The sequence below is a fragment of the Streptomyces sp. NPDC045021 genome (assembly GCF_056432645.1).
In genome coordinates this window covers 1-17,607 of sequence record NZ_JBWKIQ010000009.1, presented here as the reverse complement: position 1 = coordinate 17,607, position 17,607 = coordinate 1, and the positions used below count along the sequence as shown (strand labels likewise).

Genomic DNA, 17,607 nt, shown 5'->3' with positions numbered 1-17,607 from the left:
CATTTGGGCGCAGTCAACGCTACCGGCGGGCGCACTTGTCGGAGGGCGGGTTCCGGTTCGACTGCCGGGCCTGAAATAGTTCCTCCCGATGTTCGCAATCCCTAGACTCCCCGCATGGGGAAATACCGGGGGACAACTTTTGGGGCTTGGGGTGCCTGAACTCGTACTCGAATTGAACGGTCAAACCTGGACGCTCGACCCATCCAGGTCGTACAGCCTCGGTCGCGATCCGCAGGGAGACGTGGTGTTCGACGACGCCAGAGTCTCCTGGCGGCATGCCACCATCCGCTGGGGCGAACGCAGTTGGGTCGTCGAGGATCTCGGCAGCACCAACGGCACCTACGTTCAGGGCCAGCGGATCCACCAGATGGAGGTCGGACCGGGCTCCGCCGTGAACCTCGGCAACGCAACCGACGGCCCCCGCCTCAACTTCAGCGGCGGCCAGCAGGTCAGCGCGGATCTCTACAGTGCGGAGACATCGCTGGCCCAGCCGCACCAGGCACCTGCCGCGCGGCAGGCACCGCCGGTCCAGCAGCCGCACCGGCCGCCCGTCCAGCCGCAGCAGCCGCAGGCCGGCTGGAACCAGCAGCCGCCGGCGCAGGTTCCGCACGTTCCGCAGCAGCAGGGCGGCTGGCCGCAGCAACCGCAGGGCGGGCAGCAGCACCGCAGCCCGACCACGATGCACCACTTCGCGATCAACCAGGTCACGAAGATCGGCCGTGCGCTGGAGAACGACCTGGTCGTCTCCGACCTCCAGGTCTCCCGGTTCCACGCCGAGTTCAAGGCGCACCCGGACGGCCGCTACGAGATCGTCGACCTGGGCAGCCACAACGGCACCTACGTCAACGGTCAGCCGATCCAGCGCCATCTGCTGGGCCCCAACGACATCGTCGGCGTCGGCCACTCGACCTTCCGGCTGGCCGGAAACCGGCTCGAGGAGTTCGTCGACACCGGTGAGGTCTCCTTCTCGGCCCGGCGGCTGACCGTCACGGTCCCGCAGGGCAACACCACGAAGACGATCCTCAAGGACGTCTCCTTCGGTGTCCCGGAGAAGTCGCTGATCGGCGTGATCGGCCCGTCCGGTTCCGGCAAGTCCACGCTGTTGCGTGCGCTGACCGGCTACCGCCCGGCCGACCAGGGCGAGGTGCTGTACGACAACCGAAACCTGTACAAGCAGTTCGCCGAACTGCGCCAGCGCATCGGTCTGGTCCCGCAGGACGACATCCTGCACAAGGAGCTGACCGTCCGCAAAGCACTGCGGTACGCGGCCAAGCTCCGCTTCCCCGGTGACACCGCGACCGACGAGCGCAACCACCGGATCCAGGAGGTCCTGCAGGAGCTCAAGCTCGACATCCACGCGGACAAGCGCATCACCTCCCTGTCGGGCGGCCAGCGCAAGCGTGTCTCCGTCGCGCTGGAGCTGCTCACCAAGCCGTCGCTGATCTTCCTGGACGAGCCGACCTCCGGCCTCGACCCGGGTATGGACCGCGACGTCATGAAGCTGCTGCGCGGTCTGGCCGACGACGGCCGCACCGTCCTGGTGGTCACCCACTCGGTGGCCGAGCTGGCGCTCTGCGACAAGCTGCTGGTGATGGCGCCGGGCGGCTCGGTCGCCTACTTCGGTCCGCCGGAGGAAGCGCTCAACTTCTTCGGCTACGAGACCTGGGCCGACGTCTTCTCGGCGTTCGAGAACTACCGCGACTACGACTGGTCGGGCCGTTGGCACGGCTCGCAGCACTACCAGATGTACGCGGCCGACCTGGATGCCGCTCCGCAGGCCGTCGCGGTCGTCCCGCAGATGGCCACCCGGCCGCCCAAGCCGCAGAGCTGGGGTTCACAGCTGTGGACCCTGGTGCGCCGCTATCTGTCGGTGATCGCTTCCGACCGTGGCTTCATCGGGCTGATGTTCATCCTGCCCGCGGTACTGGGCGTGGTCAGCGTCGTCATCCCGGCCGACAGCGGACTGGGACCGGGCCCGCTGAAGGCCCACCTGATCAACAAGGACGCGGGCACGATCCTGCTGATCCTCGCGGTGGGCGCCTGCTTCTCGGGCGCCGCCAACTCGGTACGAGAACTGATCAAGGAACGGGTGATCTACGAACGGGAACGGGCCACCGGCCTGTCCCGCTCCGCGTACCTGATGTCCAAGGTCATCGTGCTGGGTCTGATCACGGCGCTGCAGGGCGTCATCATCTGCGGCATCGGTTTCGCCCCGCGGGCGATGCCCACCGAGGGCGTGATCTTCAAGAGCTCACCGGCGATCGAGATGACGCTGGCCGTCATCGCGCTCGGCTTCACCTCGATGATGTTCGGCCTGATCATCTCGGCCCTGGTGAAGACCGCCGAGAAGACCATGCCGCTGCTGGTGATGTTCGCGATCGTCCAGGTCGTCTTCACCGGGGTGCTCTTCCAGCTCTACGACTCGATCGGCGTGGAGCAGTTCGCCTGGCTGATGCCGGCCCGGTGGGCCGTCTCGGCCCTGGGCACCACGGCCCAGCTGAACGTCCTCATGCCGTGGGACGCGGGCAACCCGGACCAGCTCTGGGAGCACACCGCCGCCCAGTGGATCATCGACATGGGCGTGCTGGTCGTGCTCGGCGTGATCTGCGGTGTCGTGGTCGCGCGACTGCTGCGCCGCCACGAGCCGGAGGTCATGCGCAAGTAGCGCCGGACCCGGAAACGCCGAAGGGCGGCCGTACCCCCAGGGGTGCGGCCGCCCTTCGGCGTTGTGTACCGGTGCTCAGTAGGCCGAGTCGACGTTGTCGATGGAGCCGTAGTTCGCAGCCGCGTAGTTGCACGCGGCGGTGATGTTGGCGACCGGGTCGTAGATGTCCATGGAGGTACCGGAGACGTGGTACGCCTGGAACGTCGGGTCGATGACCTGCAGCAGCCCCTTGGAGGGTATGCCGGCCGCGGCGTTGGAGTCCGTCAGGTTGATGGCCTGCGGGTTGCCCGACGACTCACGCATGATGTTGCGGTAGATGCCGTCGTAGGTACCCGGAATGTTGTGGGCGGCCATGACCGACAGCGACTCCTTGATCCAACCGTCCAGGTCGTTGGAGTACGACACGGCGGCCGGGGCCGGAGCCTTGGTCGCGGCCTTCGCCTTGGCGGCGAGGGCCTTGCGCTCCTTGGAGCGGTTCGCGGCCTGCTCGTCCTTCTTGCGCTGGGCGGCCTCGTCGGCCGCCTTCTTCTTGGCGGCGGCGTCCGCCGCCTTCTTCTTCGCGGCCGCGGCGGCGTCGGCCGCCTTCTTCTTGGCCGCGGCGTCGGCTGCAGCGTGCTTGGCAGCGGCGTCGGCCTGCGCGGCGATGGTCTGCGGGTCGGCGGTGCTGACCACAGCGGAGTGGGAGGGCTCGCTGGCGGCGAGAGCCGTTCCGTCGGATCCCTGGACACCAGCGGTGATGGCCAGAGCCGTCAGGGCGGCGGTTGCGGTGCCTGCCACGGCGAACGAGTGCACCTTGTTCAGGCGGCCGAGCTTCGGGAGCTTCGGGAGCTGCATGGGGGAGTTACCTCTTCCAATTGCGGACTCCGGCATTGATAGCTGGGTAAAAACCGCAGGGCAAAGAGGTCCATTACTAACGAAAGTCGTAGTTGTGGGTTGAACGGCAGGGCGCGTTTACGGGCCCCTTACGCGCCGTGGGCACCCTCCGGGTCCACTACCCGGCTTCGTAAGTGACGTACGTCCTATCGGGCAGGTCACACGACACCACCCCCGCCATGACGGATCGTCATGACGGGGGTGCGCGCAGTGACTGCTTTTTCGGGGCTTTCGGACGCGGCTACGGGAGCAGCAGATTCACGTCGCCGAACTCGTGCCACAGATAGCCGCCGCGAACGGCTTCCGCGTACACGCGGGCCAGCAGCGGAGCGCCCGCCACCGCCTCCAGCATCAGCAGATGGGAGGCCTCCGGCTCGTGCAGTCCGGTCAGCAGCCCGTCCACGGCGTGTACCCCACGTTCCGGGGTCAACACCAGATCGGTCCAGCCCCGTGCGGCGCGGACCGTGCCCCGGCCGTCCGCCGCCGACTCCAGGGCCCGTACGGCCGTCGTACCGACCGCGACGACCCGGCCCCCGCCGCTGCGGGCAGCGTTCACCTGCCATGCGGTGCTCGGCGACACCTCGAACCACTCCGGGTACGGCGGCTCATGCGTCTCCGCCGAGGCGACCCCGGTGTGCAGGACGATCGGCGCGATCTGCACACCCCTGCTGACCAGGGACGTCACGATCCCGGCGGTGAACGGACGGCCCGCGCTCGGCATCTCCGCCGAGCCGAGACCGTCGGGCGACGGCACCGAGAACACCGTCTGGTACGCCGAGAGCGGCTGGTCCCGCTCGGTGTAGCCGTACCGGATCGGCCGCCCGTGCCCGTGCAGATAGGCGGCGGTGTCCGCCATCGACGGCCGCGCCAGCCACAGCCGGTCCCCGCGCGGCGACAGCGGTCCCTCCAGCACCAGGTGCTCCCCGTCCGGCAGCTCCACCACCGCACCGGCCGGTCCGCCGGCCCGCGGCACGGTCGTGCCGCGCCCGTCGGGGGTACGCACCTCCACCGCCCAGACCTCCCCGGCCTCCGAGCTGGCGTGCCCCGGGTCCTGGCGGGTCGAGAAGTGCACGGTCACCGGTTCCCGGCCGAGCCGCCCGCCGACCGCCGCCGGCAGCGTCCGCGAGGTGTTCACCACCAGCACGTCACCCGCCCGCAGCAGTCCGGGCAGGTCCCGGAAGGCGTGGTGCGACACCCCGCCCGCCGCCGCGCGTCCGACCAGCAGCCGTACGCCGTCCCGCGGCTCGGCCGGCACCCGGGCCGACAGCTCGGGCGGCACCTGTATCCCCCGCAGCCCCTCCAAGGTGGTCATCGTGCTTCCAGCAGGGCCGGAGCGGAGTAGCGCCCGCTCGGCGCCTCCTCGTCCAGCAGTCGCAGGAAGGCCGGGGCGACGTCCGCCGGCAGCAGCCGGTCCGACGGGTCGTCGTCAGGGACGGCCGCCGTGTACAGCTCGGTCCGCAGCTCGCCCGGATCCACCCACCACACCCGCAGCGCCGGCTCCTCCACGGCCAGCACCGCGGAGAGCTGCTCCAGCGCGGCCTTGCTCGCCCCGTAACCGCCCCAGGTCGGGTACGCCTCCACGGCCGCGTCGGAGCTGATGTTCAGCACCGCGCCCCCCGACGCCCGCAGCAGGGGCAGCGCCTCCCGTACGAGCCCCAGCGGCGCCACCACGTTCGTCTCCAGCGCGGCGCGCAGGCCGTCCACCGAGAGCTCCGCCAGCGCCACCAGCGGCTCGGCGCCCAGCGCGCTCGCGTTGTTCACCAGCAGATCGACGCCACCGAACGCGCGGGCCGCGGCGATCAGCGCGGTCCGGTGCGCGGCGTCGGTGACATCGCCCGGCACCGCCGCCACCCGCCCCGGGCTCTCCCGCTCCAGCTCCGCCGCCGCGGACTTCAGTGCCGCCTCGGACCGTCCGTCGAGCACCAGGTCCCAACCACGCCGGGCGAGCGCCCCGGCTGTCGCACGACCCAGTCCCCGTGACGCCCCCGTGATGACCGCTACCGACATCGTTCCGCCCTCCGAGCGCCGCCGCCGGACCCCGTGCCCGGTGGCTGCCTTCACCGTAGGAACACCGCCGCGTCCCGCGCCTCGGCCGTCCGCCGCACGTCGGGGGGCACTTTGCCCTAGGTCCCCGGGCCGATCCGCCGAAGCCGCGGCGCCGGTAGGTTGACGGCATGTCCCACCGATCGCCCAGAGGCGGAATCGAAGCGGTCAGCGACGCGGTCCTCGCGATGAGCCGGCACCTGGAGGTGCGCGAGGTGCTGCAGACCATCGTCGCGTCCGCCCGCGAGCTGCTCGACGCCGAGTACGCCGCGCTCGGCGTGCCCGACGATCACGGCGGGTTCGCCCAGTTCGTCGTCGACGGGGTGAGCGACGAGCAGTGGAGGGCGATCGGCCCACTGCCCCGCCAGCACGGCATCCTCGCCGCGATGCTCCACGAAGCGACCCCGCAGCGGCTCGCGGACGTCACGCAGTTCGACTCCTTCGGGGGCTGGCCGCGGGCCCACCCGGACATGACCGACTTCATCGGGATGCCGGTCGTCGACGGCGACGAGATCCTCGGCGCGATCTTCCTGGCCAACAAGGTGGGCCCCAGGACCGGGCCCGCCACCGACTGCGCCTTCACCCAGGAGGACGAAACGCTGCTGCGGACTCTGGCCGCGCACGCCGCGATCGCCCTCACCAACGCCCGCCTCTACGAACGCAGCCGCGAACTGACCCTGGCGGGGGAGCGGGCGCGCATCGCCCACGAGCTGCACGACGCCGTCTCCCAGAAGCTCTTCTCGCTGCGCCTCACCGCACAGGCCGCGGCCGCCCTGGTCGACCGCGACCCGGCGCGCGCCAAGGAGGAGCTGAAGCAGGTGGCGGCGCTCGCCGCCGAGGCCGCCGACGAGCTGCGCGCCGTCGTCGTCGAGCTGCGGCCCGCCGGACTGGACGAGGACGGCCTCGTCGCGACGCTGCGGACCCAGGCCGAGGTGCTCGACCGGGCCCACGCGGCCCACATCACCTTCACGTCCTGCCACGTGAAGGCGCTGCCCGCCGCCCAGGAGGAGGCACTGCTGCGGGTCGCCCAGGAGGCGCTGCACAACGCGCTGCGGCACGCGGACGCCGGCAGCGTGACCGTCTGCCTCACCGGCCGGGACAAGGGAGCGGTCCTGCGGGTCCGCGACGACGGCAGCGGCTTCGAACCGTCCGCGGTGCGCCGTGCCGGACGCCATCTGGGGCTGGTCTCCATGCGGGACCGGGCGAGCGGTGTGGGCGGGCGGCTGACAGTGGAATCGGCGCCCGGCAAGGGCACCGTCATCGAGATGGAGGTGCCCGGTGGCTGACAACGGGATCCGCGTACTGCTCGTCGACGACCACCAGGTGGTGCGCCGCGGGCTGCGGACCTTCCTGGAGGTCCAGGGCGACATCGACGTCGTCGGGGAGGCGGGGGACGGCGACGAGGGCGTGGCCCGCGCTGAGGAACTGCGTCCCGACGTGATCCTGATGGACATCAAGATGCCCGGCTCCGACGGCATCTCCGCCCTGCGCAAGCTGCGCGAGCTCGGCAACCCGGCCCGGGTGCTCATCGTCACCAGCTTCACCGAGCAGCGCACCATCGTGCCCGCCCTGCGGGCCGGCGCGGCCGGCTACGTGTACAAGGACGTGGACCCCGAGGCGCTGGCCGGCGCGATCCGCTCCGTCCACGCCGGCCATGTGCTGCTCCAGCCCGAGGTGGCCGACGCCCTGCTCTCCCAGGAGTTCCCCGGCGGCGGCCAGGGCCGGGGCAACGCCCTCACCGAGCGGGAGCGCGAGGTACTGACACTGATCGCCGACGGGCGTTCCAACCGGGAGATCGCCCGCGCGCTGGTGCTCTCGGAGAAGACCGTGAAGACCCATGTATCGAACATCCTGATGAAGCTCGATGTCTCGGACCGCACCCAGGCCGCCCTCTGGGCGGTCCGGCACGGCATCGGGGCAGCTCCGGAGGGCTGACGGGCCGTACCGGACCGGTGTCTTCCGGTCCGGGATTCATTCCGACGGGTGGATGTGGAGCCGGTGGCGCATCCTGATCGCCCGTGGCCCGTTCTGTAGGGAGTACCGCGGCGGCTGGTCGCGGTGCACCCTGCAAGGAGGAAGTTCCAAGTGAAGATCCTGAAGACCGCCGCGGCTGTCACCTTCGTCGCGGGCGGGCTCGCCATGGCCGGAGCCGGTGTCGCCTCCGCCCACAGCGGTGCCGACGCCCACGGCGTGGCCGAGCACTCGCCCGGCGTTCTCTCCGGCAACCTGATCCAGGTTCCCGTGCACGTCCCGGTCAACGTCTGCGGCAACACCGTGAACGTGATCGGTCTCCTGAACCCGGTGTTCGGGAACGAGTGCGTCAACCAGTAGTCCCCGCGGCCCCGCCGCGACGACCGGCCCCGGAGGCACCGCCTCCGGGGCCGGTGCGTTGGGTCGAACCCCCGTGCGTTCGATCCGTTGATCCATCGATCCCGTGATCCATTGGAACGTAACCGGTCCGCGGCCCGTGACATCCGGCCGTGCCGCGCGTTCTTCACGTGCGGCCCGCGGCTGGGCCGTACCGCAACAGGAGGAACGCTTCCCATGAACACTGCCAAGAAGGCCGCCCTGGTCATCGCCGTCACCGGAATCGCCGCGGGTGTCTCCGCCGGTTCCGCTTTCGCGAGCGCCGATGCCTGCGGCTCCGCCACCGACTCCCCGGGCGTGCTCTCCGGCAACCTGCTCCAGGTGCCGGTGCACGTCCCGGTCAACGTGACGGGCAACTCCGTCAACGTGATCGGTCTGCTCAACCCGGCGTTCGGCAACACGTCGTCGAACATCGGCTGACCGCTCCGAACCACCGCGAAGGCCCCGCATCCCGCCGGTGACACCGGCACAATGCGGGGCCTTGTGCCGTCCGGCGCCTCAGGCCCGGCGCTCCGACTCCTCGACGTACGCGTTGTACGCCGCCACCTGTGCCCGCCGGGCGGTGCGCTCCACCGGGCGCAGCAGCTCCGCCCGCGCCGCGATCTCCGAAGCGCTCACCGCGCCCCCGTGCCCGTCGGAGGCGATGGCGACCAGGGCGCCGACCCGCTGCGCCAGCGCCAACACCCGAACCGCCCGCGGCGGATAGCCCGGCGCCAGCAGCTCACGGCCGCGCTCCGCGCGCGCCCGATAGGCATCGAGGGCGGCCTGGGCGGCCGGCCCCGCCCCCGCCACGTCCAGCCGGGTCAGCGCCTCGGTGGTGTCCCGCAGCGCCTCGGCCAGCTCCCGCTCGGCCTCGCCGAGCGAGGGCACATCGGCCGGCGGTCCCTGCCGTACCGGCAGGCATTTCCACTCCACCTCCACATGCACATCGCCGCGCGGCCCGGCCTCGCTCACGTCGGGGACCAGGCCGAGCGCCGGGCCGCCGACCGCGATCACGGCCTCGCCCGCGGCCAGTGCCCGCGCGTTGAACTCCGCGGGGCCGCTGAGGCCCAGCGGATGCCCCGGCGCCGGCAGTGCGACCCGCAGTCCGGTCGTACCGAGCGCGCGCAGCCGGCCGAGGCCGAGTGTCAGCCCGACCGGACCGCTTTCGCCGGGCAGTCCGGTCATCCGGTGGACCGCGTCCTCGCCCAGGACCTCCTGGGCGACATCATCTGGTGCGGCAAGTCCGGCAAGTAGGGCATTTCCCCACGCCGCCAGCCGTCCTGATCGAGGTTCATCAAGCATCCCCCCAGCCTAAGGAGTGGACCGCCCGACGCGTGGCGTAGGTTTTCCCTCGGGGCTCTGCCCGTGACAACCGAGACTGCAATGGGAGACAACGCGCTCATGAGCGATGTGCTGGAGCTGGTGGACGTATCGGTGGTCCGCGACGGACGGGCTCTGGTGGACCAGGTCTCGTGGTCGGTCGCCGAGGGCGAACGCTGGGTGATCCTCGGACCGAACGGCGCGGGAAAGACCACCCTGCTCAATGTCGCCTCCAGCTACCTCTTCCCGACCACCGGCACCGTCCAGGTGCTCGGCGAGAAGCTCGGCAGCGTCGATGTCTTCGAACTGCGTCCCCGTATCGGCATGGCCGGCGCGGCCATGGCGGACAAGATGCCGCGCGGCCAGACGGTCCTGCAGACCGTACTCACCGCCGCCTACGGCATGACCGCGCACTGGCGGGAGAGTTACGAGAAGGTCGACGAGGACCGCGCCCGCGCCTTCCTCGACCGGCTGGGCATGTCCGACTACCTGGACCGCAAGTTCGGCACCCTCTCCGAGGGCGAGCGCAAGCGCACCCTGATCGCCCGCGCCATGATGACCGACCCCGAGCTGCTGCTGCTCGACGAGCCCGCGGCCGGCCTCGACCTCGGCGGCCGCGAGGACCTCGTACGGCGCCTCGGCCGGCTCGCCCGCGACCCGATCGCACCCTCCATGATCATGGTGACCCACCATGTCGAGGAGATCGCCCCCGGCTTCACCCATGTCCTCATGATCCGCCAGGGCAAGGTCGTCGCCGCAGGACCGGTCGAACTGGAGCTCACCTCGCGCAACCTCTCCCGCTGCTTCGGCCTCCCGCTGGTCGTCGAGCGCCGGGGCGACCGCTGGACCGCCGCCGGACTGCCGCTCTCGTAGCCGCCTGGCGCCCCGGCAGGGGTCGGTCGATTCGTAACACCTCCCGGCAGCACGCCTGTTCAGGCTTCCCCGCGCCCGTCCTGGCGCGGGGAAGGCCTGTCACAGATCACCCCCGCGCCCCTACGATGGGGAGGTGGACCCATGGGTGTGGTGGCTGATCGCCGCCGTAGGACTCGGCATACCGCTCGTGATCACGACGATGCCCGAATTCGGGATGTTCGCGGTCGGCGCCGTCGCGGGGGCGGTCGTGGCCGCGCTCGGTGGCGGCATCGTCGTCCAGGTCATCGCTTTCGTGATCGTCTCGGTCGCGCTGCTCGCCGTCGTCCGCCCGATCGCCTACCGGCACCGCACGCAGCGGCCCGAGTTGCGTACCGGGATCGACGCGCTGCGGGGCAAGCAGGCCGTCGTTCTCGAACGTGTCGACGGCGGCGGCGGACGGATCAAGTTGGCCGGTGAGATCTGGTCGGCGCGCGCCCTCGACGAGGAACGGACCTTCGACCCGGGCGAGAAGGTGGATGTCGTGGAGATCGACGGAGCGACCGCCGTCGTCATGTGACCGAAGTGACCGATACGGCCGCCGCGGTCGTGCTCCGGGAATTCGCCGAACCCGAGCGCACCGCCGTAGTGGTCTGCGAGAATTGATCATGTCGTAGTACGTCCGCAAACGGCGCGGGAGTGGACATGCAGCCGATCATCATCGTCCTGATCATCCTGGTGGTGCTCGTCTTCGTCGCGCTCATCAAGACGGTCCAGGTCATCCCACAGGCGAGCGCCGCCATCGTCGAACGGTTCGGCCGTTATACGCGCACCTTGAGCGCCGGCCTGAACATCGTCGTTCCGTTCATCGACACGATCCGCAACCGCATCGACCTCCGCGAGCAGGTCGTGCCGTTCCCGCCGCAGCCGGTGATCACCCAGGACAACCTGGTCGTCAACATCGACACCGTCATCTATTACCAGGTCACCGACGCGCGGGCGGCGACGTACGAAGTCGCCAGCTACATCCAGGCGATCGAGCAGCTCACCGTCACCACGCTCCGCAACATCATCGGTGGCATGGACCTGGAACGGACGCTGACCTCCCGCGAGGAGATCAACGCGGCGCTGCGCGGCGTCCTGGACGAGGCCACCGGCAAGTGGGGCATCCGCGTCAACCGCGTCGAGCTCAAGGCGATCGAGCCGCCCACCTCCATCCAGGACTCGATGGAGAAGCAGATGCGCGCGGACCGCGACAAGCGCGCCGCGATCCTCACCGCGGAGGGCATCCGGCAGTCCCAGATCCTCACCGCCGAAGGTGAGAAGCAGTCCTCGATCCTGCGCGCCGAAGGTGACGCCAAGGCCGCCGCGCTGCGCGCCGAGGGTGAGGCCCAGGCCATCCGTACGGTCTTCGAGTCCATCCACGCGGGCGACCCGGACCAGAAGCTTCTCGCGTACCAGTACCTCCAGATGCTCCCGAAGATCGCCGCGGGTGACGCCAACAAGCTCTGGATCATCCCCAGCGAGCTCAATGACGCGCTGAAGGGCCTCGGCGGCATCGTCAACCTGCCCGGAGCTCCGGGCAACGGCGGTGGTGGGGGCAACAACGGCGGCAACAACGGCGGTAACGGCAACGGCGGTGGCGGCGGCGGGCGCGGCGGCGAAGAGCCCGCCCCGCGCCGCGAGACCCCGCGCTTCGACAAGGACTGACCCTCGGGCATGATCGGTGTATCCGACACCGGTCATCGAGGGGTACAGCGTGACGTTCTGGGAGGCACTCGCCGTCTTCGCGGCGGGCATCGGTGCCGGCACCATCAACACCATCGTCGGCTCCGGCACCCTCATCACCTTCCCCGTACTGCTCGCCGTCGGTCTCCCGCCGATCACCGCGAACGTCTCCAACGCCCTCGGCCTGGTCCCCGGTTCGCTCAGCGGGGCCATCGGCTACCGCCGTGAACTGCGCGGCCAGCGCCGGCGCGTCGTGCGGCTCGGCTCCACCGCGCTGGCCGGCGGCCTGGCCGGCGCGATCCTGCTGCTGACCCTGCCGTCCGACGCGTTCGACGCGATCGTGCCCGTACTGATCGGCCTGGCCCTGGTCCTGGTCGTGCTGCAGCCCCGCCTCGCCCGCGCCATCAAGGCCCGCCGGGAACGCGAGGGCACCGACGTCCCCACCGACGGCGGCCCGCTGCTACTGGTCGGACTGTTCCTCGCCAGCATGTACGGCGGCTACTTCGGAGCCGCCCAGGGAGTCCTCTACCTGTCGCTGATGGGGCTGCTGCTCCATGACGACCTGCAGCGGATCAACGGCGTCAAGAACGTCCTGGGCATGCTCGTCAACGGCATCGCCGCCGTGTTCTTCCTCTTCGTCGCCGACTTCAACTGGGCCGCCGTCGGCCTCATCGCCGCCGGGGCCACCCTCGGTGGTGTCTTCGGCGCCCGCATCGGCCGCCGGCTGCCGCCGGCGGCGCTGCGCGGTGTCATCGTCGCCGTCGGCATCGTGGCGATCGTCCAACTCGTCCTCAGATGACCGGGCACCGGCGGCGGCGGACCCGGACGGCACTCACGCCGCCCCGGGCCCGCCGCCGCCCGCTTCCCACCCGGATCAGGCCGGCAGCGCCAGCCACCCCGGCAGCGCGTCGTTGTCCCTGATCCCCAGCGCCAGCAGCAGAGTGTCCGCCGGCGTCGGCTCGAACGGCTGGGCCAGCAGCCGCATCCCCGCCTGCTCCGGAGTCCGGTCCGCCTTGCGGCCGTTGTCCTCCGCGCAGGCCGCGACCGTGTTCAGCCAGGTGTCCCCACCACCGCGCGACCGCGGAACGATGTGGTCCACCGTGCTCGCCCGGCGACCGCAGTACGCGCACCGGTGCCGGTCACGCACCAGCACCCCCCGCCTCGACCACGAGGCCCGTTGTCGGAAGGGCACCCGCACGTATCTGCGCAGCCTGATCACCAGCGGAACCGGAACCTCGACGGCGGCGGCACGGATGCGAAGCCCGGCATGCGCCTGCTCGACGACAGCCTTCTCCTGCATCACCAGCACCACGGCACGCCGCAGCGACACCGTCGACAGCGGCTCGAAACTCGCGTTCAGCACCAGAGTCTCACGCATTGCGCCCACCCCAAGGGTCCGTCCCCGCCCCATGGCGAAGTGGATCCACTGTGCCTGGCGGACCCCCGGCGGACAACGCAATTTCCGTGCGGGGTAAGGGGATTGACGGTGCGCGGAGGTCGCCTCCGGGCAGCGGACAGCGAGAAACGCCGAACGCCCCGGACGCTTCCCCCCGTGCGAAAACGGAAGCGTCCGGAGCGTACGGCAGCCGACGTGGACACCAGGCGGGAAACACCCGGTTCCGGCGGACGGCCGGCATTCGCGCGGGCGAGAACCACCACAACGCAACGCCCCGCCGCCCCCGCTACAGCGGTACCGACTGCCCGGTGATGGTGGGCCACCACCAGACACGTACCACTGTGCGATTCGAGGCGCCGGGGCGCAACGTAATTAACGGGGGCCCGCCGCCCTGGGCGGGCCCCCGGCCGTCAGCTGCCGGCCGGTGCCTCGTACTCCCCGACCAGCTGAGCCCGGCCCAGGGTGTGGAAGCGCAGATTGAAACCGATCGCGGCCGGCGAGGTGTCCGCATCCGGTCCGAGCTTCTCGGTGTCCACCGCGTACACGGTGAAGACATAGCGGTGCGAGCCGTCCCCCGGCGGCGGCGCGGCTCCACCGAAGTCCCGCGTCCCGTAGTCGTTCCGGACATGCAGCGCGCCCTCGGGCAGCCCCTTGAACTCCCCGCCGCCCGCACCCGCGGGCAGCTCGGTGACGGTCACGGGGATGTCGACGAGCGACCAGTGCCAGAAACCGCTGCCGGTCGGCGCGTCCGGGTCGAAGCACGTCACGGCGAAGCTCTTCGTCCCCTCGGGGAACCCCTCCCACCGCAGGTGCGGTGAGGTGTTCCCGGCCGCGTACACCTGCTCGTCCTTCAACACCCCGCCCGGCGCCACGTCATCGCTCACCACCGTGAACGACGGCACCGGCGGATGGAACTCGTGGGGGAGCGGCCGCCGCTTCTGCTCGGTCACCTCGACACCTCCTGATCGCGGGAACTGCTACGGACCGCCGCCGGCCGCGGCCGGCGCGGGATCTCTGCGCACCGAGCCTAGATCCCTAGAACCAGTTCCGCTTGCCGCCGACCTCGGCCAGCCACTGGTTGAGGTACGCCGCCCAGTCGGTGCCCTGGAACGACTGCAGACCGACCGTGAAGGACCGGTAGGAGTCACTGCCCTCGCCGAACAGCCCCGGCTTCTTGTCCATCTCCAGGATCACGTCCATCTCGTTGCCGTCCGCGATGAAGGTCAGCTCCACCTGGTTCAGCCCCCGGTACTGGTGCGGCGCCCGGAACTCGATCTCCTGGTAGAACGGCAGCCGCTGCCGCGTCCCCCGGATGTGCCCCTTCTCCAGGTCCGCCGCCTTGAACGCGAAGCCCAGCTGACCGAACGCGTCCAGCAGCGCCTGCTGCGCCGGCAGCGGGTGCACGCTGACCGGGTCGAGGTCACCCGAGTCCACCGCGCGGGCGATCGCCAGCTCGGTCGTCACCCCGATGTTCATCCCCGACAGATGACGGCCGAGAAACGTCGTGACCGGCGTCTCCCACGGGATCTCCAGCCCGAACGGCACGGTGTGCACGGCTCCAGGCGCCACCTCGAACGCCCCGCCCAGCTGCTGCCGGTGGAACTCGATGTCCTGCTTGTACTCGTTGTCGCCGCTCTCGACCTCGACCCGGGCCTGCAGTCCGACGGACAACCCCTCGATCTGCTGCGCGACCGATCCGCCCTGGATGCGGACCTCACCCCGAACGATGCCGCCCGGCACCACGTTCGGGTCGGTCAGCACCGTCTCGACGGACGCCCCACCGGCACCCATGCTCGCAAGCAGCTTCTTGAAGCCCACGCTGTCCCACTCCTCATACCGCCGGTTGACTGTTTCTTTACGTTATCTACGGACTCTACGAACGCGGAACCGCGGCGCACGGTTCCAGTACCCTCGTACCGCATGATCGCCGACGCGGAACGGGCCCCGCTCGCCCGGCCCTTCTTCGACCGCCCGGTCCTCGACATCGCACCGGACCTCCTCGGCCGGACCCTCGTCCGCGACACCCCGGACGGCCCGATCGAGCTGCGCCTCACCGAAGTGGAGGCCTACGCCGGCCCCGTCGACCCGGGATCGCACGCCTACCGCGGCCGCACCGAACGCAACGCGGTGATGTTTGGCCCGCCCGGCCACACCTACGTGTACTTCACGTACGGCATGTGGCACTGCCTCAACCTGGTCTGCGGCCCCGAGGGCACGCCCAGCGGGGTCCTGCTGCGCGGCGGCGAGATCACCCGGGGTGCGGACCTCGCCCGCGCGAACCGCCCCACGTCCCGCAAGGATGCCGACCTCGCCCAGGGCCCGGCCCGGCTGGCCACCGCGCTCTCCGTCGACCGGTCGCTCAACGGATCCGACATCTGCGACCCCTATGACGGCCCCGCGGGGGAACCGTCCGGCAGCCCGTTCCGGATCCTCACCGGCACCCCGCCCCCCGCCGGACTGGTGCGCAGCGGCCCCCGTACCGGCGTCGGCGGCGAGGGTGCTGTCCACCCCTGGCGCTTCTGGATCGACGGTGACCCCACTGTCAGTCCGTACCGTGCCCACTCCCCGAGACGCCGTGGATAACGGGTCGCCTCGAACGCGTACCCTCGGACACGCTGTATGGACGCTCTGCGACCGCCGCCGTGCGGACCGCGGAGAACCGACTCATCGGACTGACCCAAGGAGACAAGAGACCCGTGACGGACATCGTCGACGAGCTGCAGTGGCGCGGGCTGATCGCCGTATCCACTGACGAGGACGCACTGCGCAAGGCGTTCGCGGACGGCCCGGTCACGGTCTATTGCGGCTTCGACCCGACGGCGCCCAGCCTGCACCTCGGCAACCTGGTGCAGATCCTCACCATCCGGCGGCTGCAGCAGGCGGGCAACCGTCCGCTGGGCCTGGTCGGCGGGGCCACCGGTCTGATCGGCGACCCCAAGCCCTCGGCCGAGCGCACGCTCAACGCTCCCGAGGTCGTCGCGGACTGGGTCGAGCGGGTCCGTGCGCAGATCGAGCCCTTCCTCTCCTTTGAGGGCCCGAACGCCGCGACGATGGTGAACAACCTGGACTGGACGTCCGGGATGTCGGCGATCGAGTTCCTGCGCGACGTGGGCAAGCACTTCCGCGTCAACAAGATGATCGCCAAGGAAGCCGTCGCCCGACGCCTCAACTCCGACCAGGGCATCAGCTACACCGAGTTCAGCTACCAGATCCTCCAGGGGATGGACTTCCTGGAGCTCTACCGGCGGTACGGCTGCACCATGCAGACCGGCGGCAGCGACCAGTGGGGCAACCTGACGGCCGGCATCGACCTGATCCACCGCGTCGAGGGCGCCTCCGTCCACGCGCTGGCCACCCCGCTGATCACCAAGGCGGACGGCACGAAGTTCGGGAAGACCGAGGGCGGCGCGATCTGGCTCGACCCCGAGATGACCACGCCGTACGCGTTCTTCCAGTTCTGGCTGAACGCCGACGACCGTGACATCGCCAAGTTCCTGCGCATCTTCAGCTTCAAGTCCCGCGAGGAGATCGAGGAGCTGGAGCGCCTCACCGAGGAGCGCCCCCAGGCCCGCGCCGCCCAGCGCGCCCTGGCGGAGGAACTGACCACCCTGGTCCACGGTGCCGCCCAGTGCTCGGCGGTCACGGACGCGTCCAAGGCACTTTTCGGCCAGGGCGAACTGACGGACCTGGACGAGGCCACGCTGGCGGCCGCTCTCTCCGAGCTGCCGTACGCCAAGGTCACGACCCTGGAACCGGTCGTCGACCTGCTGGCCGCGGTGGAGCTGGTGGCCAGCAAGTCGGCCGCCCGCCGGGCCATCAAGGAGGGTGGCGCCTACCTGAACAACGCCAAGGTGACCAGCGAGGACGCGGTGCCGACCGAGTCTGACCTGCTGCACGGCCGGTGGCTGGTGCTCCGCCGCGGCAAGAAGAGCCTGGCCGCCGTCGAGGTCGGCTGAATCCGTGCGTTTGAGCGGCGGTTGAGCTTGACTCTGCCGCCGCTCCTACGTAATGTAGTCCGAGCCGCTGGAAACGGTGCGTCCGGTTCGTCCGGATCCCCGCGGAGGTGGCCATCCACTACTACGACTTCCCGACAGGGTTGTTTTTCGGTGCGCCGAAATTCAGTCCGAATAGCTCGATTATGAGCGTGGCAGGAAATCGGCTAACGTAGTGGACACGCCGCAAGGCGCGAAACAAAAACCCGCCTCAGCGGGTGGCAGAAACGGGAAATCGGATCTGCTAAGCTGAGAAACACGAAGGGAAGCCCGGAGGGCGCCGATAAAAAGGCACCGAAGGAAGCGTCCGTTCCTTGAGAACTCAACAGCGTGCCAAAAGTCAACGCCAGACTTAAAACACCCCGGGCGGAACCCATTCGGGTTTCGTTTGG

19 protein-coding genes are annotated in these 17,607 nt (G+C 70.2%); 11 read left to right on the top strand and 8 right to left on the bottom strand.

What is annotated here, in order from left to right; all coding sequences use genetic code 11:
• Positions 1 to 151 precede the first annotated feature (151 nt).
• Positions 152 to 2,665 (top strand): FHA domain-containing protein, encoded by a 2,514-nt coding sequence (locus AC07DC_RS25520; RefSeq protein ID WP_478916810.1) that lies wholly within the window; start codon positions 152 to 154, stop codon positions 2,663 to 2,665.
• 75 nt (positions 2,666 to 2,740) lie between these two features.
• Here the strand turns inward: AC07DC_RS25520 and AC07DC_RS25515 are convergent, their stop codons facing one another.
• The 3 genes from AC07DC_RS25515 to AC07DC_RS25505 all read right to left on the bottom strand — a co-directional run bounded on the left by AC07DC_RS25515 (position 2,741) and on the right by AC07DC_RS25505 (position 5,545).
• Positions 2,741 to 3,499, bottom strand: a complete 759-nt coding sequence (locus AC07DC_RS25515) for a transglycosylase SLT domain-containing protein (protein ID WP_478916809.1) — start codon at positions 3,497 to 3,499, stop codon at positions 2,741 to 2,743.
• 280 nt (positions 3,500 to 3,779) lie between these two features.
• The gene (locus AC07DC_RS25510; protein WP_478916808.1) at positions 3,780 to 4,850 is read right to left on the bottom strand and encodes an S-adenosylmethionine:tRNA ribosyltransferase-isomerase; all 1,071 of its coding nucleotides are present in this window, start codon (positions 4,848 to 4,850) and stop codon (positions 3,780 to 3,782) included.
• Positions 4,847 to 5,545, bottom strand: coding sequence for an SDR family NAD(P)-dependent oxidoreductase (locus tag AC07DC_RS25505; protein WP_478916807.1), 699 nt, complete (start codon positions 5,543 to 5,545; stop codon positions 4,847 to 4,849). Before AC07DC_RS25505 ends, AC07DC_RS25510 begins: the two co-directional genes overlap by 4 nt.
• Before the next feature lie 167 nt (positions 5,546 to 5,712).
• Between AC07DC_RS25505 and AC07DC_RS25500 the strand changes: the two genes are divergently transcribed.
• The 4 genes from AC07DC_RS25500 to AC07DC_RS25485 all read left to right on the top strand — a co-directional run bounded on the left by AC07DC_RS25500 (position 5,713) and on the right by AC07DC_RS25485 (position 8,368).
• Positions 5,713 to 6,867 carry a GAF domain-containing sensor histidine kinase gene (locus AC07DC_RS25500; protein ID WP_478916806.1) on the top strand — a complete coding sequence of 385 codons (1,155 nt, stop codon included), beginning with the start codon at positions 5,713 to 5,715 and terminating at the stop codon, positions 6,865 to 6,867.
• Positions 6,860 to 7,516, top strand: a complete 657-nt coding sequence (locus AC07DC_RS25495; RefSeq protein ID WP_478916805.1) for a response regulator — start codon at positions 6,860 to 6,862, stop codon at positions 7,514 to 7,516. Before AC07DC_RS25500 ends, AC07DC_RS25495 begins: the two co-directional genes overlap by 8 nt.
• A 150-nt stretch (positions 7,517 to 7,666) precedes the next feature.
• The gene (locus AC07DC_RS25490; RefSeq protein ID WP_478916804.1) at positions 7,667 to 7,912 is read left to right on the top strand and encodes a chaplin; all 246 of its coding nucleotides are present in this window, start codon (positions 7,667 to 7,669) and stop codon (positions 7,910 to 7,912) included.
• A gap of 213 nt (positions 7,913 to 8,125) precedes the next feature.
• Complete coding sequence (locus AC07DC_RS25485; protein ID WP_478916803.1) at positions 8,126 to 8,368, top strand: chaplin; 243 nt, start codon at positions 8,126 to 8,128, stop codon at positions 8,366 to 8,368.
• 78 nt (positions 8,369 to 8,446) lie between these two features.
• On the opposite strand, the gene AC07DC_RS25480 is transcribed toward AC07DC_RS25485, so the two are convergent.
• Positions 8,447 to 9,232, bottom strand: a complete 786-nt coding sequence (locus AC07DC_RS25480; protein ID WP_478916802.1) for a hypothetical protein — start codon at positions 9,230 to 9,232, stop codon at positions 8,447 to 8,449.
• An 81-nt stretch (positions 9,233 to 9,313) separates the two neighbouring features.
• Between AC07DC_RS25480 and AC07DC_RS25475 the strand changes: the two genes are divergently transcribed.
• From AC07DC_RS25475 to AC07DC_RS25460, 4 genes are all read left to right on the top strand, one after another.
• The gene (locus AC07DC_RS25475; protein ID WP_164298432.1) at positions 9,314 to 10,123 is read left to right on the top strand and encodes an ABC transporter ATP-binding protein; all 810 of its coding nucleotides are present in this window, start codon (positions 9,314 to 9,316) and stop codon (positions 10,121 to 10,123) included.
• A gap of 133 nt (positions 10,124 to 10,256) precedes the next feature.
• On the top strand, positions 10,257 to 10,679 hold the full coding sequence (locus tag AC07DC_RS25470; RefSeq protein ID WP_478916801.1) for an NfeD family protein: 423 nt from the start codon (positions 10,257 to 10,259) through the stop codon (positions 10,677 to 10,679).
• Between the two features lie 125 nt (positions 10,680 to 10,804).
• Entirely contained in the window at positions 10,805 to 11,809 is a 1,005-nt protein-coding gene (locus AC07DC_RS25465; RefSeq protein WP_478916800.1) for an SPFH domain-containing protein, read from the top strand.
• Positions 11,810 to 11,858: 49 nt separating this feature from the next.
• A complete protein-coding gene (locus AC07DC_RS25460) occupies positions 11,859 to 12,626 on the top strand; it encodes a sulfite exporter TauE/SafE family protein (RefSeq protein ID WP_478916799.1) in 768 nt (255 codons plus the stop codon).
• A gap of 75 nt (positions 12,627 to 12,701) precedes the next feature.
• On the opposite strand, the gene AC07DC_RS25455 is transcribed toward AC07DC_RS25460, so the two are convergent.
• From AC07DC_RS25455 to AC07DC_RS25445, 3 genes are all read right to left on the bottom strand, one after another.
• Positions 12,702 to 13,205, bottom strand: coding sequence for an HNH endonuclease (locus tag AC07DC_RS25455; protein WP_478916798.1), 504 nt, complete (start codon positions 13,203 to 13,205; stop codon positions 12,702 to 12,704).
• 428 nt (positions 13,206 to 13,633) lie between these two features.
• Positions 13,634 to 14,173: a YbhB/YbcL family Raf kinase inhibitor-like protein gene (locus AC07DC_RS25450; RefSeq protein WP_478916797.1), complete on the bottom strand. Its 540-nt coding sequence runs from the start codon at positions 14,171 to 14,173 to the stop codon at positions 13,634 to 13,636.
• Between the two features lie 85 nt (positions 14,174 to 14,258).
• Entirely contained in the window at positions 14,259 to 15,041 is a 783-nt protein-coding gene (locus AC07DC_RS25445) for a sporulation protein (RefSeq protein WP_478916796.1), read from the bottom strand.
• Positions 15,042 to 15,143: 102 nt separating this feature from the next.
• Here AC07DC_RS25445 and AC07DC_RS25440 point away from each other — a divergent pair, with 102 nt between their 5' ends.
• On the top strand, positions 15,144 to 15,806 hold the full coding sequence (locus AC07DC_RS25440) for a DNA-3-methyladenine glycosylase (protein WP_478916795.1): 663 nt from the start codon (positions 15,144 to 15,146) through the stop codon (positions 15,804 to 15,806).
• Positions 15,807 to 15,919: 113 nt separating this feature from the next.
• On the top strand, positions 15,920 to 17,179 hold the full coding sequence (gene tyrS, locus AC07DC_RS25435; RefSeq protein ID WP_478916794.1) for a tyrosine--tRNA ligase: 1,260 nt from the start codon (positions 15,920 to 15,922) through the stop codon (positions 17,177 to 17,179).
• A 203-nt stretch (positions 17,180 to 17,382) separates the two neighbouring features.
• Here tyrS and AC07DC_RS25430 read toward each other — a convergent pair.
• The coding region (locus AC07DC_RS25430; protein WP_478916793.1) for a hypothetical protein at positions 17,383 to 17,607 on the bottom strand (225 nt) is incomplete at its 5' end.

Coding starts and splice junctions, on each gene's coding strand:
- AC07DC_RS25515 (WP_478916809.1), bottom strand. CDS start 3,499: ATGCAGCTCCCGAAGCTCCCGAAGCTCGGCCGCCTGAACAAGGTGCAC.
- AC07DC_RS25510 (WP_478916808.1), bottom strand. CDS start 4,850: ATGACCACCTTGGAGGGGCTGCGGGGGATACAGGTGCCGCCCGAGCTG.
- AC07DC_RS25505 (WP_478916807.1), bottom strand. CDS start 5,545: ATGTCGGTAGCGGTCATCACGGGGGCGTCACGGGGACTGGGTCGTGCG.
- AC07DC_RS25500 (WP_478916806.1), top strand. CDS start 5,713: ATGTCCCACCGATCGCCCAGAGGCGGAATCGAAGCGGTCAGCGACGCG.
- AC07DC_RS25485 (WP_478916803.1), top strand. CDS start 8,126: ATGAACACTGCCAAGAAGGCCGCCCTGGTCATCGCCGTCACCGGAATC.
- AC07DC_RS25480 (WP_478916802.1), bottom strand. CDS start 9,232: ATGCTTGATGAACCTCGATCAGGACGGCTGGCGGCGTGGGGAAATGCC.
- AC07DC_RS25475 (WP_164298432.1), top strand. CDS start 9,314: ATGGGAGACAACGCGCTCATGAGCGATGTGCTGGAGCTGGTGGACGTA.
- AC07DC_RS25465 (WP_478916800.1), top strand. CDS start 10,805: ATGCAGCCGATCATCATCGTCCTGATCATCCTGGTGGTGCTCGTCTTC.
- AC07DC_RS25455 (WP_478916798.1), bottom strand. CDS start 13,205: ATGCGTGAGACTCTGGTGCTGAACGCGAGTTTCGAGCCGCTGTCGACG.
- AC07DC_RS25440 (WP_478916795.1), top strand. CDS start 15,144: ATGATCGCCGACGCGGAACGGGCCCCGCTCGCCCGGCCCTTCTTCGAC.